General features: G+C 77.8%; 14 protein-coding genes. 5 read left to right on the forward strand and 9 right to left on the reverse strand.

Annotated features, from left to right (window positions below; genetic code table 11):
- Nucleotides 1-46: 46 nt before the first annotated feature.
- From PH190_RS16415 to PH190_RS16435, 5 genes are read right to left on the reverse strand one after another with little or no spacing between them, the layout of a single operon-like run.
- Entirely contained in the window at nt 47-1,465 is a 1,419-nt protein-coding gene (locus PH190_RS16415; RefSeq protein ID WP_274232603.1) for a metallopeptidase TldD-related protein, read from the reverse strand.
- Complete coding sequence (locus PH190_RS16420) at nt 1,462-2,979, reverse strand: TldD/PmbA family protein (RefSeq protein ID WP_274232604.1); 1,518 nt, start codon at nt 2,977-2,979, stop codon at nt 1,462-1,464. The genes PH190_RS16415 and PH190_RS16420 overlap by 4 nt, the downstream gene beginning before the upstream one ends.
- 42 nt (nt 2,980-3,021) lie before the next feature.
- Complete coding sequence (locus PH190_RS16425; RefSeq protein WP_274232605.1) at nt 3,022-3,378, reverse strand: DUF6802 family protein; 357 nt, start codon at nt 3,376-3,378, stop codon at nt 3,022-3,024.
- A gap of 9 nt (nt 3,379-3,387) precedes the next feature.
- Nucleotides 3,388-5,112, reverse strand: coding sequence for a hypothetical protein (locus PH190_RS16430; RefSeq protein WP_274232606.1), 1,725 nt, complete (start codon nt 5,110-5,112; stop codon nt 3,388-3,390).
- Nucleotides 5,109-6,452 carry a dynamin family protein gene (locus PH190_RS16435; RefSeq protein WP_274232607.1) on the reverse strand — a complete coding sequence of 448 codons (1,344 nt, stop codon included), beginning with the start codon at nt 6,450-6,452 and terminating at the stop codon, nt 5,109-5,111. Before PH190_RS16435 ends, PH190_RS16430 begins: the two co-directional genes overlap by 4 nt.
- A gap of 179 nt (nt 6,453-6,631) precedes the next feature.
- On the opposite strand from PH190_RS16435, the gene PH190_RS16440 reads away from it, so the two are divergent.
- The 5 genes from PH190_RS16440 to PH190_RS16460 all read left to right on the forward strand — a co-directional run bounded on the left by PH190_RS16440 (nt 6,632) and on the right by PH190_RS16460 (nt 10,407).
- Nucleotides 6,632-7,075, forward strand: coding sequence for a hypothetical protein (locus PH190_RS16440; protein ID WP_274232608.1), 444 nt, complete (start codon nt 6,632-6,634; stop codon nt 7,073-7,075).
- Nucleotides 7,076-7,219: 144 nt separating this feature from the next.
- Nucleotides 7,220-7,471, forward strand: coding sequence for a hypothetical protein (locus tag PH190_RS16445; RefSeq protein WP_274232609.1), 252 nt, complete (start codon nt 7,220-7,222; stop codon nt 7,469-7,471).
- A gap of 171 nt (nt 7,472-7,642) precedes the next feature.
- A complete protein-coding gene (gene trmB, locus PH190_RS16450; RefSeq protein ID WP_274232661.1) occupies nt 7,643-8,329 on the forward strand; it encodes a tRNA (guanosine(46)-N7)-methyltransferase TrmB in 687 nt (228 codons plus the stop codon).
- A 41-nt stretch (nt 8,330-8,370) separates the two neighbouring features.
- Complete coding sequence (locus PH190_RS16455) at nt 8,371-9,075, forward strand: NYN domain-containing protein (protein WP_274232610.1); 705 nt, start codon at nt 8,371-8,373, stop codon at nt 9,073-9,075.
- A 15-nt stretch (nt 9,076-9,090) separates the two neighbouring features.
- Entirely contained in the window at nt 9,091-10,407 is a 1,317-nt protein-coding gene (locus PH190_RS16460) for an amidohydrolase family protein (protein WP_274232611.1), read from the forward strand.
- Nucleotides 10,408-10,424: 17 nt separating this feature from the next.
- Here PH190_RS16460 and PH190_RS16465 read toward each other — a convergent pair whose 3' ends face one another.
- The 4 genes from PH190_RS16465 to PH190_RS16480 all read right to left on the reverse strand — a co-directional run bounded on the left by PH190_RS16465 (nt 10,425) and on the right by PH190_RS16480 (nt 13,304).
- Nucleotides 10,425-11,177: an anti-sigma factor domain-containing protein gene (locus PH190_RS16465; protein ID WP_274232612.1), complete on the reverse strand. Its 753-nt coding sequence runs from the start codon at nt 11,175-11,177 to the stop codon at nt 10,425-10,427.
- A complete protein-coding gene (locus PH190_RS16470; RefSeq protein WP_274232613.1) occupies nt 11,155-11,799 on the reverse strand; it encodes an RNA polymerase sigma factor in 645 nt (214 codons plus the stop codon). The genes PH190_RS16465 and PH190_RS16470 overlap by 23 nt, the downstream gene beginning before the upstream one ends.
- 54 nt (nt 11,800-11,853) lie before the next feature.
- Complete coding sequence (locus tag PH190_RS16475) at nt 11,854-12,330, reverse strand: class F sortase (protein WP_274232614.1); 477 nt, start codon at nt 12,328-12,330, stop codon at nt 11,854-11,856.
- Between the two features lie 158 nt (nt 12,331-12,488).
- Nucleotides 12,489-13,304 carry a DUF4397 domain-containing protein gene (locus PH190_RS16480; protein WP_274232615.1) on the reverse strand — a complete coding sequence of 272 codons (816 nt, stop codon included), beginning with the start codon at nt 13,302-13,304 and terminating at the stop codon, nt 12,489-12,491.
- Nucleotides 13,305-13,405 lie beyond the last annotated feature (101 nt).

Raw genomic sequence — 13,405 nt, forward strand, 5'->3', positions numbered from 1 at the left:
GGTGCGTGATCTCCTGAGCTACAGCTCGGAAGATCACGCACAGGGGTCAGCGGCCGAGGGACACCGAGGTCATGTGGTAGTCGGGGACGCGCAGCGGGGGCATGGCGGCGCGGGTGAACCAGTCCTTCCACTCGCGCGGCAGCGTCCGCTCGGTGGCGCCGGCCTCGGTGGCGCGGCGCAGGAGGTCCAGCGGCGACTCGTTGAACCGGAAGTTGTTCACCTCGCCCGCGATCTCCCCGTGCTCGACGAGGTAGACGCCGTCGCGGGTCAGGCCCGTGAGCAGCAGCGTCGTCGGGTCGACCTCGCGGATGTACCAGAGGCAGGTCAGCAGGAGGCCGCGCTCGGTCGAGGCCACCATCTCCTCGAGCCTCGCGTCCTCGCCCCCGGTGAGCACGAGGTTGTCGGTGGGCGCGGCGAAGGGGGCGCCGTACTCGGCGGCCGCGGCGCGCGGGTAGGCGAGCGTGGCCACGGTGCCGTCGCGCACCCACTCGACCCTCCCCGTCGTCGCCCCGTTGTCGAACACCGAGACCTCGTCGCCGGAGGAGGTCGTCGCGAGCACCGGGGTGTAGGCGAGGTCGGGGAAGCCGGGCGCGGCCGGGTCGCCGGCGAGGGTCAGCGGCAGCGCGCCGAGGCGCTCGCCGACCCGCGTGCCGCCCGCGCGGGAGAACGCCGAGCGGCCCTCCTGCGCCGGCCGCCCGCCCATCGACCAGGCGAGGTAGATCATCAGGTCGGACACGGCCGACGGCGGCAGGAGCGTCTCGTAGCGGCCGGCGGGCAGCTCGATCCGCCGCCGGCCCCACGGCAGCCGGTCGCGCAGGCGCTCGACGAGGGCGGTGACGTCGACGTCCGCGACGTCGAGCGCGCCCTCCCCGCCCCACACCGACGTGCCGGTCGCCGGGTCCTTGAGGTTGAGCTCGACCGACCCGCCCGGCTCGACCCAGCGGCGCCGCACGCCCGCCGACGTCCCGAGCCAGGAGGTCGTCACGCGGTGCTCGGCGAACCCGAACGACGCCTCGTCGGGCCGGAACGACGCCCCGAGCTCCTCGGCGAGCCGGGCGAACACGGCCATCGACGTCTCGCCGGCGCCGTCGTCCCAGTCGGTGCCCTGGGCGTCCTCCGGGGCGGGCAGCGGCGCCGCGTCCCGCGCCGGCCCGGCCCGCCGCGCGGCCTGCACCGCGCCGGCGACGGCCTCCTCGAGCACCGCGTCGCCCTCGGGGCCCGCCGCGAGCGCGGTGGGGGCGGGCACCGTCACCACGCCCGCGCCGGTGCCGCCCTCGAGCGGCACGAGCACGATCACCGAGAGCCGGCGCTCGACGGTCAGCCCGTTGGTCGTCAGCGTCGAGTTCGCCCAGCGCACGACCGCCTCGGACACCTCGCGCACCAGGGCCACGGCGCCCGCGTCGGGCACCTGCCGCGCCGCGATCACCAGCGCGCGCTCCACCAGCGCGGACCCGGGCGCGCTCACGACCCGTTCCCCGTGTTCAGGACGGTGACCTGCCGGAACAGGGCCGACGGGCACCCGTGGCTCACCGGCGCGACCTGGCCGGGCTGCGCCTTGCCGCAGTTGAAGGCCCCGCCGAGGCGCCACGTCGAGCGCCCGCCGACGGCCTCGAGCGAGCCCCAGAAGTCCGTCGTCGTCGCCTGGTACGCGACGTCGCGGACCTGCCCGACGAGCTTCCCCCCGCGGATGCGGTGGAACCGCTGGCCGGTGAACTGGAAGTTGTAGCGCTGCATGTCGATCGACCAGGAGCGGTCGCCGACGACGTAGATCCCGTCCTCGACGCCGTCGACGAGCGCCGCGGTGGGCCGGTCGGTGTCCGGGTCGGCGCGCAGCGACACGTTCGCCATCCGCTGCAGCGGCACGTGCTCGGCGGAGTCGGCGTAGGCGCAGCCGTTGGAGCGGTCCAGGCCCAGGCGCGGCGCGAACGAGCGGTCGACCTGGTAGCCGACGAGCACCCCGTCGCGCAGGAGGTCGAACTCCTGCGCGGCCACCCCGTCGTCGTCGTAACCGACGCTCGCCAGGCCGTGCGGGACGGTGCGGTCGCCGGTGACCGTCAGGGCGTCGCTGCCGTAGCGCAGGGTCCCGAGCTGGTCGGGGGTCGCGAAGCTCGTGCCGGCGTAGGCGGCCTCGTAGCCGATCGCGCGGTCGTACTCCGTCGCGTGCCCGATCGACTCGTGGATCACGAGCCACAGGTTGGTGGGGTCGATGACGAGGTCGGTGGGGCCCGCCCCGACGCTCGGCGCGCGGACCTTCTCGGCGAGCAGGTCGGGGAGCTCGGCGAGCTCGGCGTCCCAGTCCCAGCCGGTGCCGGTCAGGTACTCCCAGCCGCGCCCGGCCGGCGGGGCGAGCGTGCGCAGCGTCTCGAAGCCGCCGCCCGCACGGTCGACGGTGGTGATCGTGACGTCGGGGTCGACGCGGACCCGCTGCTGGGTCGTGCGCGTGCCCGCGGTGTCGGCGTAGAAGGTCTGCTCCTTGACCTGCACGCAGCTCGCCGCGACGTGGTCGACGCCCGGGGCGGCGAGCAGGGCGGTGGAGCGCTCGGTGAGCAGGGCGATCTTGTCGGCGACGTCGACGCTCCACGGGTCGAGGTCGTAGGGCGAGACCCAGGTGGCGTCGGGGTGCACCGGTTCGTCGGCGAGGGTCACGCGCTCGGTGGCGAGCGCGGCGAGGGTGGTCGCGACGTCGAGGGCCCGCCGGGCGGTGGCGGCGGCGGTCTCGGGCGTGAGGTCGACGTGCGCGGCGAACCCCCACACGCCGTCGTGCAGCACCCGCACCGCGAGCCCCACCGTCTCCCGGTCCGCGGCGACGACGACGCGGCCGTCGCGCAGCTCGAGGTGCTGGGTGCGCAGGCGGTGCACGCGCAGGTCGGCGTGCCGGGCGCCACCGCGGCGGGCGGCGTCGAGCGCGGCGTCGGCGAGCGCGGCGCGGGGCAGCGCGAGGAAGTCCTGGTCCACCGCGTGCGTCACGGGGCTCGTCACGGGCGCCGAACCTACCGGCACCCACCGCGCGCCGTTCTCCGATCAGTCGCGCACCCACCGCCCCGTGACCGGGTCGATCGTCGGCGCGGGCGGGACCTCGCCCACCCAGCCCTCGTCCCAGTCCGGCCCGTCGGGTCCTGTGGTCGTCGCACTCCCGTCGGGGGCGATGCGCGTGAGGACGTCGGCGCGGGCGTCGCCGTCGAGGTCGGTGCCGAGCACCAGGCCGTCGGGCTCGGTGACGACGGCGGTGTCGGGCCGACCGTCGGCGTCGCTGTCGACGGTGGGCGGGCCGAGCACGTGCGCGCCGTCGGGGTCGAGCAGCGCTGCAGGTGCTGGGGGCTCGGCGGGATCGGGGCCCGCGGGATCGACGTGCGCCTCGGGGAACTCGGCCGCGACCATGCCCGGAGGCTAGGTCCCGGGCGCGGCCCGCGGGTGCGGTTCGGGCACATCGGCGGGCACATCGGCGGCGACATCGGCGGCGGCGTCGACGCGGTCGCGCAGCGCGGCGAGCCGGCGGAGCAGGGCCTCGGCGCGGTCGCGGCCCTCGCGCGCCTCGGCGGCGGTGCGGGCGGCGGCCCGGTCGGCCTCGGTGCGGTCGGTGCCCGCGCGGCGGATCGCGCGCTCGGCGGCGGCGAGCGCGTCGTCGAGGTCGCGCGCCCGGTCGGACAGAGCGGCGTCGAGGGCGAGCGTCACCTCGCGCTCCGTGGCGATCAGCGCATCGGCGAGCACCCGCTCGAGGTCGCCGCGGACCTCGGCGAGCGCCTCGACCGACCACTGCCGCAGGTGCGCGCGGTCGGCGGCCAGGCGGCGGGCGCGGGCGACCCAGCCGGCGGCGCCCAGGCCGAGCCCGACCGACACGGGCACGAGGGCGGCGCCCAGCGCGGCCGGGGCGATCGGGACGGCGAGCAGCGGCAGCAGCGCCAGCCGCGAGAGCCCCAGCCCGCCGGCGGCGCCGGCGACGACGAGCAGGCGGTCCTCGGCGGGGCGGGCGCGGGGCGCGGGGACGAGGGCGGGTTCGCCGCGGTCGGCGACGCGGAGCGCGGGCAGCTCCGCGGCGGGCACCAGGTCGGCGAGCGTCGCGGCGACCAGCGCGCGCAGCCGGGCCCCGAGGCCGTCGACGACCGCGCCGGCCAGGGCCTCGACCTCGCCGGCGAGCTCCCGGGGGATCGCGGCGAGCCCGGCACGGTCGGCCTCGTCGATGCGGGAGCGGACGGCCGCGCCGAGGGCCCGCACGCGCGCGGCGAGGTCGTCGGTGGCGGCGACCCGGGCCGCGGCGAGGTCGGCGCGCCAACGGGTGTGGTGGTCGCGGCGCAGGGCCGCCCGGGCGGCGAGCAGCTCGTCGCGCCGGCGGGCGAGGTCCCCGGGGCCGTCGGCCGGGGTCCGCAGCGCGGTGCGCGTGGCCTCGGCGCGGGCGGCGACGCCGTCGAGCGCGGCCGCGAGCAGGCGCAGGGCGTTGGCCTCGGCGAGCATCCGCCGGCGACGCGCCACGAGCCGGTGGACCTCGCGCTGCAGGGCGGCGAGACCCGAGCGCCGGCGCAGCGCCTCCGCGCCCGCGGCCGGCACGTCGGGCGCGCGCCGGGCCAGCGCCGCCGACACCGGGAACCACGGCGCCTCGGCGAGGCGGGGCACGTGCTCGGCGACGAGCGCCCGGTCGGCCTCGAGGACGGTGCGCCAGCCGCGGTGCGCCTCGGTGCGGGTGAGGGCGAAGAGCACGGTGTCGACGCGGTCCGCGGCGCGGCCCAGCGCGTCGAGCTCGCCCGCCCCGAGCGGCGCCGCGGCGTCGGCGAGCACCAGCGCGGCCGTGGCGCCGTCGACCGGCCAGGTGTCCGGGTCGGCGCCGCGGGCGGGGACGACGAGGTCGAGCTCCTCGAGCAGGGGCACCCCGACGAGCGCGTGCGTCGCCCGGCGTGTCCCGTCGCGGTCGGGCCCGGGCGGCGCGTCCAGCCCGAGCAACGCGGCCAGCAGGTCCCCCCGCCCGCGACCCGGCGCGCCGACGAGCACGACGGTCGGCCGGGCCGGGGGCGGCGGCGCGGCCGCGCGGGAGGCGGCGTCCGGGTCGAGGCGCGCGAGCAGGGCCGTGAGCGCTTCACGGGTCCTGGCGACCTCGCCCGGGACCTCCTGCAGGGTGCTCACGCCGCCTGGCCCGCCGTGAGCTCGCGCCAGAGCCGCACGTAGGCGCGGTGCACGACGTGGGTGAGGTCGGCGATGCGCCGCGGCGAGCCCCAGGACCCGTAGGCCCGCCACCACGCGGCGCGGCGGGCGGCGTGGCCGGCGAGCTCCACGGGATGGGCGCCCGGGCGAGCCATGCGGGCGTCGGGCGGGCCCGGGGCGGCGAGCCGGTCGACCTCCTCGAGCAGCTCCGCGGGCAGCCCCAGCGCGCCGGCGCGGAGGCGGGCGCGGACGTCGAGCAGCGCCCGCTCGGCGAACCCCTCGCGCCGCGCCAGGGCCCCGACGGCGTCGGCGACGCGCTCGGTGCCGGGCGCCAGCGCCGCGAGGTCGCGCAGCCCGGCGGTGGCGCCGTGCAGGTCGGTGCGCGCGCGGACCTCGTCGTGCAGGCGGCCCACGAGGGTCGCGAGCCCCGAGGCGGCGAGCAGGGCCTCGCAGAGCTCGCCGACCCCGGCTGCGGCGTCGGCCCGCAGCAGCGCGAGACCCAGGGCCAGCCCGCGCAGGTCGAGCAGCTCGAGCAGGCGCACCCGGGCCTCGACCGGGACCGGCAGCTCGGCGGTCGTGAACAGCTCGGCGTCGAGCAGCGCCACCTCGAGCACCGCGGGGTCGGCGCCGGCGAGCAGGCGCAGGGCACCGACGTCCTCGGTGCGCAGCGCCCCGGTCACCGCGGTCTCGGCGAGGAGCCCGATCACCGGCGTCACCGGCCCGATCCGGTCGCCGAGGCGCCGCCCGAGGTCGACGGCGAGCTCGCGGCCGTCGTCGGGGCCGACGGTGTCGGCACGTCCGAGCACGGCGACCACGCCGGCCGGCCCGTGCGCCGCCGGCCCGGGCAGGACGTCGAGGTCGCCCGCGTGCGCGGTGGCGGGCAGCACGACCAGCGCGGCGTCGGCGTGCGCGCCCCCGGTGGGCCCGTCGGGGCGCCGCGCCGAGCCCGTGCCGGGGGTGTCGATCACCGTCAGGCCGTCGAGGGCCGCGCTCGTCAGCGTCACCACGAGGTGGTCGACGTCCTCGGGGCGGACACCCAGCCGGTCGCCGACCGCGGCCGGCACCCGCCCGCCGGCCGCGAGCGGCAGGGGCCGGCGGGTGCCGTCGACGAGGACGACGTCGAGCCGGTCGGCCGGCCCGCGGACGTAGTGCGCGGTCAGCCCCGTGCACTCGCCTGCGCCGGTGGGCGCGACCCGCCGGCCGACCAGGGCGTTGACCAGCGTCGACTTGCCCGACGAGACCGGCCCGGCGACGACGAGCGAGGGCGTCGCGAGCATGCGGGACGCGACGGCCTCGACGGCGTCGGCCGTGGGCAGTGACACTCGCGGCGCGAGCGCTCGGCATGTCGCGACGACGGCGCTGCGCAGAGGGCCCACAGTCGTCGCAGAGTAGGCGCCCGGCCCGTCACGACGGGGCCGGTTCCCGGAGGTCGCGGAGGGTTTCGCGTGATCGCCCGTCAGGGGAGACTGCTCACGAACCGTCACCCGGGAGGGAAACGATCGTGCTCGACACCGGCACGTACCTCTTCATCGTCGTCGTCGGCGCGATCCTCACGCTCATCGTGGGCCAGATCCTCATGCGCTCGGGCATCGGTTTCCTGGAGGACGTCTTCGACTCCGACGAGGTCGCCCGCTCGACCAACCGCCTGCTCGGGGTGCTGTTCCACCTGGTGGCGCTGGGCTTCCTCGCCCTGATCTCGACCTACCGCCCGTTCGACGTCCAGGGCACGGTGCAGATCGTCGTCACCCAGCTCGGCGGCGTCATGCTCGTGCTCGGTGTCCTGCACGGCCTGACGCTGCTGCTGCTCGCCCGGGTCCGCAGCCGGCGCCGCAGCGAGACGCTCGAGACGGAGATGACGCAGCAGTACGAGCAGTCGCGGCGTGCCCGGCAGAACCCGCGCCAGCAGGTGATCGAGGGCGGTCCGCCGTCCGGCGGCGGGTCCTGACGACACGCGGCACCACGGCCCCGTCCGGGCCGTCCCCGTTCGCCCGTCCGGGTCATCGTCGCTCGGACGGTTAATGCGTCCACCGGCCAGCGCGATGGACGGGGTGTGACCCTCGTCCCGTTGACCCGTCGCCCGGCGCGTGTCGTGGCCGAGCCCCTGACGGCGCCCCTGCCGCGGCTCGCCGACGTCGTGCACGCCGTGACCGCGACCTTCGGCTCGACCGGGTGGACGCTGCGCTTCGGCCCCTCCGACCAGCACGTCGTCGTCGAACGCCTCGCCGACGCCCATCCGGCCGCCCGCCGTCTCGTCGGCGCCGTGCTCGGCGTGCCCGCCGCCGTCGTCCGTGTCCGGATCACCCCGGACGGCGCGACCCTCGCCCCGCTGCGACGGTACTGACACCGGCCCGACGGCGGGCCTGACACCGGCCCTGACCGGACGCCCCACCACCGCGACGCCGGTGCCCGGCCTGCGTGTGAGGATCGGGGGGTGCGGCCGGGACACGAGACGCTGACGTCGGGCGAGGCCCCGCGGCGCTCGGTGCTGAGCTTCACCGACCGCGGCGGGCGGATGACCGCCGGGCAGCAGCGCGCGTGGGACCGGCTGTGGCCCCGCTACGGCGCGCTCGCCCCGGGCTTCGACCGCGACGGCGAGGGCCCGACGCCCCCGCTCCGTGACGGCCGCCTAGACGCGCCGTCCTGGTTCGGCCGGGAGGCCCCGCTGCGCCTGGAGATCGGCTCCGGGATGGGCGAGACCACCGCCGCGCTCGCGCTCGCCGAGCCGGACACCGACCACGTCGCCGTCGAGGTCTACCCGCCCGGGCTCGGGCAGCTGCTCCTGCGCATCGAGGAGCACGGCATCACCAACCTGCGGCTGCTGCGCGGCGACGCGGTCGTCGTGCTCGAGGACCTCGTCGCGCCGGACGCGCTCGCCGGCCTGCGCGTCTACTACCCCGACCCGTGGCCCAAGCGCCGCCACCACAAGCGCCGCCTCGTCCAGCCCGCCACCGTTGCGCTCATGGCCTCGCGGCTCGCGCCCGGGGCGACGCTGCACCTGGCCACCGACGTCGCGGACTACGCCGAGCAGATGCGCGAGGTCACCGACGCCGAGCCGCTGCTGGTCAACCCGCACGGTGGCTTCGCGCCCCGCCCCGACTGGCGGCCGCGCACCAAGTTCGAGTCCCGCGCCGAGCGGGAGGGGCGGCCCAGTCGGGATCTCCTCCTGGTGCGCACCGGGCCCGAGGGGAGCGCGCCCTGAGCACCCGTCGCGTCCGCCGCCGGGCGGTTAGAGTCGGGCCCGTGTCGCCGTCCCCCTCGCCCGCCGACCTCGCCACCGCGCCCACGGTGCCCGCGCCGCTGACCGGCGGGATCGAGGACGCCGGCGACGTCGCGGCACCGGCGGCGAGCCCGCCCGGGCGCACGCTGCTGGTCTGGGACGCGCCGAACATCGACATGAGCCTCGGCTCGCTGCTCGGCACGCGCCCGACCTCGGCGTTCCGGCCCCGCTTCGACGCGGTCGGCCGCTGGCTGCTCTCGGAGGCCGGGCCGGAGGGGGTCGCCGAGGCCACGGTGTTCACCAACGTCGTGCCCGGCTCCACCGAGATCGTGCGGCCGTGGGTCGAGGCGCTGCGCAACGTCGGCTTCGCGGTGTTCGCCAAGCCCAAGACGGCCGAGGACTCGGACGTCGACGAGGACATGCTCGCCCACATCGAGCTGCGCCGGAACGAGGGCGGCCTGTCCCACGTCGTCGTGGCGTCGGGCGACGGGCGCGCCTTCCGCGAGCCGCTCGAGGAGCTCGTGGCCGAGGGCATCACGGTCACGGTGATCGGGTTCCGCGAGTACGCCGCGTTCGCCGTGTCGTCGGAGATCGTCGACTTCCTCGACCTCGAGGACATCGAGGGCGTCTTCCGCGAGCCCCTGCCGCGCGTCAGCCTCGACACGCTGCCCGACGCCGGCGCCTGGCTGCCGCCGCTGCGCTCCCTGCGCTCGCTGCTCGAGCGTTAGGTCCAGACTGGCGCCGTGAGCACCGCACGCCGCTTCGCCGCCCCGGTCGTCCTGCCCTGCGACGAGCCGGGTCGGGTGCTGCGCGACGCGGTGGTCGACGTCGACGACGCCGGGCGGATCGCGCACGTCGGTCCCGCGGACGGCGCCCCGGCGACCGACGCCCCGACCACCCGGCTCACCGGCCTGCTGCTGCCCGGTCTGGTCAACACCCACGCGCACACGCCGCTCACGGTGCTGCGGGGGATGGGCGGTGACCTGCCGCTGATGCGCTGGCTGCTCGAGGTGGTGTGGCCCGCGGAGGCGAAGCTCGGCGGGCCCGACGTGTACGCCGGGATGCTCGCGGGGTCGGCGGAGATGCTGCGCGGCGGGGTGACGACGTCGACCGAGATGTACTTCCAGACCGAGCACGTCGTCGAGGCGGTGCTCGAGATCGGGTCCCGGGTGGTGCTGACGCCGGGGATCATCACCGCGCCCGGGATGGAGCGCCTCGGCACGTGGCAGCAGATGCGCGACGCGATCACGCGGTGGATCGACGCGGACGGCCTGCGCTTCGGGCCGGGCGAGCGCGTCGAGCTGGGCTACGGCCCGCACGCGGCGTACACGCTGCCGACCGAGGCGATCACGTCCACCGCCGCGCTCGCGAAGGAGCGCGGCGCGCTCATGCACCTGCACGTCGCCGAGGCCCCCGGCGAGGACGACGCGGTGCGCGCCGAGTTCGGCTCGGTGCCCGCGATGCTCGAGGCGACGGGGTCGCTGGGCGGGCGGGTGCTCGCCGCGCACGCCATCCAGCTCTCCGACGACGACATCGCGATCCTCGCCCGCCACGACGTCGCCGTCGCCCACTGCCCCGGGTCGAACGCCAAGCTCGCGGCCGGGGTCGCGCGCCTGGCCGACCTGCGCGTGGCCGGCATCCGCACGGGCCTCGGCACCGACTCGCCGGCGTCCAACGACGACCTCGACCTGTGGGAGGAGCAGCGCCTCGCCTCGCTGTTCGCCCGCCAGCGCGGCGCCGACGCGACCGCGCTCACCGCCGCCGACGCGCTCGCCCTCGCCACCCGGGAGGGCGCGCGGGCGCTGGGCCGCGACGACCTCGGCGTCCTCGCGCCCGGCGCCTGGGCGGACCTCGTGCACGTCCGGCTCGACGACGCCTTCGTCGACCCGGACGACGACGACCAGCTGATCTCGAACCTCGTGTGGGCGAGCGGGTCCCGCGGGGTGCGCGACGTCTGGGTGGCCGGCGAGCCGGTGCTGGCCGACGGCGCCCTCGTGCGGGTCGACCCCGGCGAGGTGCTCGCCGGCGCCCGGCGGGTGGCGCAGAAGGTCAAGGCCTGACGGTCACGGCCTCACGGTCACGGGGTGTGGGCGAGGCTCTGCCCGGAGTGCTCCGGGCCGGCCCCGGTCGGCTCGAGCGACACGTCGAGGCGGGGCATCGGGCCGTCGGCGGCCAGCAGCGCGAGGTCGCCCGCCCACCGCTCGCGGCCCGCGGCCGGCTGCAGCACGCCGAGCGAGCGCGGGGTCCCCGAGTCGATGTCCCACACCTCGAGGTCGTGTCCGGCGGGCGCCGGCCCGGGGAGCGTGACCTCCACCCGTACGCCGGCGTCCTCGCGCACGACCTCGCCCGCGACCCCCGCCCGGTCGGCGACGAGGGCCACGGTGGTCGGGGCCTCGGGCCGGTCGTCACCGCCCACGACGACGCCCACCACGATGCCCACGACCAGCGCGACGACCGCGAGCGCCGCGGCGAGCCCGACGCCGAGGACGCGGCGGCGGGGCTGCGGTGCGTCAGGGGGCGGTGCGTCAGGGGGCGGTGCGTCATGGGCCGGTGGGTCAGGGGGCGGTGCGGGAGCAGGCGCGACGGGGGCGGGCCGTGCCGGGGCGTCCTCGCCGAGCCGCGCGAGGACGCCCTCCCAGACCTCCGGGCGCGGCGGGGGCAGGACGTCCATGGTCATGCCGTCGCGGGCGTGCCCGACCGTGCGGCGCAGGGCGTCGACCTCCGCGGCGCAGCGCGCGCAGGTCGCGAGGTGCGCGGTGACCTCCGGGTCGGCGGGCTCCCCGGGCAGCGCGGCCGCGGTGAGCTGGTCAGCCGTCGGGTGCGACACCATCGGCCTCCCACCGTCGTCGCAGCCGGGCGAGCCCCCGGCGCAGGTGGCTCTTGACGGTGCCCAGGGGGAGCCCCGTGGCCGCCGAGACCTGCTGGTGGGTGAGCTCGTCCAGCACCGCCAGGCGCAGTACCCGCGCCTGATCGGCGGGTAACCGCGCGAGCTCGTCGGCGACGAGCATCGCCCCGACGACCTCGTCGGCCATCGTCGGGCCGACGCCGCCCGCCACGTCGGGGCGCCCGCCGTCGTGATCGGCCAGGTCCGCGCGGGCGCCGACGCGGGCCTCGCGCCCGCGGCTGCCGAGGCGGTCGGCGACGCGGCGGCGCAGGATGCCCGCGAGCCAGGCACCGAGCGGTCCCCGGTCGGGGTCGAAGCCGGCACGCCCGCGCCAGGCGTCGGCGAACACCTGCTGGGTGACGTCCTCGGCGTCGTGGGCCGAGCCCAGCCGCCGCGCCGCGACGGCCAGGACCCAGGCGCCGTGCCGGTCGTACGCCTCGCGCAGGGCCCCCGGCTCCCCGGCGCGCAGGGCGCGGCCGACGCGGTCGTCGTCGGGCACGGGGACCGGGGCGGCCATGGGCGGGGCGGGGGCGGCGGGACGCGGGCGGCGCGCGAGCCCGTCGGTCACCGGGCGCTCCTCACGGGGAGAGAGTGACCCGGGACGAAGCGGTCAAACTCCCGATCACGGGGCACGGCCGGCCGGGTCGGTGACGACGACGAGGTTGTCCCGGTACCGGCCCGCGTCGGTGTCGAAGGGTCCGTCGCAGGTGACGAGCACGAGGCGGGGCGGCCCCGACTCGTCGAACAGCTCGTCCACCGGCAGCGCGTCCTTCCCGACCACACGGACCTCGCGGACCCGGTGGGTGGTGGTGCCACCGGGCCCGTCGACGCTCACCTCGTCGCCGACGCGCAGCGCGCCCAGGTCGGCGAAGGCGCCGAGGCCCTGGACGCTGTCGTCGACGTGGCCCGCGAGCACCGCCGAGCCCGCCGGGGCGCCCGGGGCGGGTCCGTACCGGTACCAGCCGACCTCCGCGATCCGCTCGGGGACCGCCATCTGCCCGTCGTCGGCGACGCCGACCGCGACGACGGGCGCGTCGAGGTCCACGGCGGGGGCCCGCACGCGGACGGGAGCGCCCGGGTCCGGCGGGCGGACCACCACCGGCGCCACCGACGGCCCCGGGACCGGGGCCGCCGGGGCCGTCGGGGCCGCCGTCGCTGCCCCGACGGCGGGCCGGGAGGAGGAGAGCCCGACCCAGGCCGGGCCGATCGCCAGCGCGAGGCCGACGACCAGCCCGACCAGGGCGGGGAGCCGACCGGTCAGCGCCGGCCTGCGGGACGCAGGCGCGCGAGCGACACGCCGACGATCGCGACGCCGAGCGCCGAGAGCGCGACCCAGCCGGCGATGGGTCCGCCGGCCGGAGCCCCGGACGGTGCCCCGGCGGGCACGCCGTTCGGGGCGCTGTCGCCCCCGCCGACGGTGAACGTCACGAGCTCGAGGTTGTTCTGGTCGAGCGACCCGATCGCGTGGACGAAGGTCGTCGTGCCCTCCTCGAGGGTCAGGTCGGCCGGCCCGATGACCGGATCGGTGGTGCCGGCCGCGGCGACGGCGGCCGAGACGGTGCCGGCCGGGACCTCCAGGGCCTCCTGGTTCGGGTTGGTCAGGCCCTGCACGACGGGCTGCCCGCCGGCGAGCACGTCGACCGCCGGGGCGGCCGCGAGGTGCCGCACGACGACGCGGGCCTGGCCCGCGGGCACCGATCCCACCTCGTTGACCAGCGGCGACAGCGCGGGCTGCCCCTCGGCGGTGAGGTGGGCGGCGAGGGTGACGTTCCCGCCGGCGGGGACGTCGGCCTGCCCGGAGAGCAGGGCCTCGCCGGAGTCGTCGGCGGCGTCGGCCGGGAAGATCGCGACCTGGTGGGGGCCGGACGGCAGGTCCAGGGGGCCCTGGCTGGTGCCGGGGGCGAAGTCGTCGAGGGCCCGTTCGCCGTCGACGTAGACGTCGACAGGGGTGTCGGGGATGCCGTGGACGACGTAGACGGTGCCGGTCTCCTGGGCAGCGGCGGTGCCGGCGGTGGTGAGGGCGATCGCGGAGGCGATCAGGACTCCTCCGGCGGCGCGGGCGAGGCGGCGCATCGGTACTCCCTTGAGGTGGGGGTCGCGCGGACAACCCCACTACGGCCGCCGGGGCGCTCGCGGATGCACCCGTGCCACGACGCGGTCGGCGCGGCCGATCG

It is taken from the genome of Actinomycetospora straminea (assembly GCF_028737255.1).
Classification (GTDB): domain Bacteria; phylum Actinomycetota; class Actinomycetes; order Mycobacteriales; family Pseudonocardiaceae; genus Actinomycetospora; species Actinomycetospora straminea.

Bases quoted from the DNA above. Each gene is read 5' to 3' on its own strand.
- PH190_RS16480 (WP_274232615.1), bottom strand. From the start codon at position 13,304: ATGCGCCGCCTCGCCCGCGCCGCCGGAGGAGTCCTGATCGCCTCCGCG.
- PH190_RS16425 (WP_274232605.1), bottom strand. From the start codon at position 3,378: ATGGTCGCGGCCGAGTTCCCCGAGGCGCACGTCGATCCCGCGGGCCCC.
- trmB (WP_274232661.1), top strand. From the start codon at position 7,643: ATGACCGCCGGGCAGCAGCGCGCGTGGGACCGGCTGTGGCCCCGCTAC.
- PH190_RS16465 (WP_274232612.1), bottom strand. From the start codon at position 11,177: ATGGTGTCGCACCCGACGGCTGACCAGCTCACCGCGGCCGCGCTGCCC.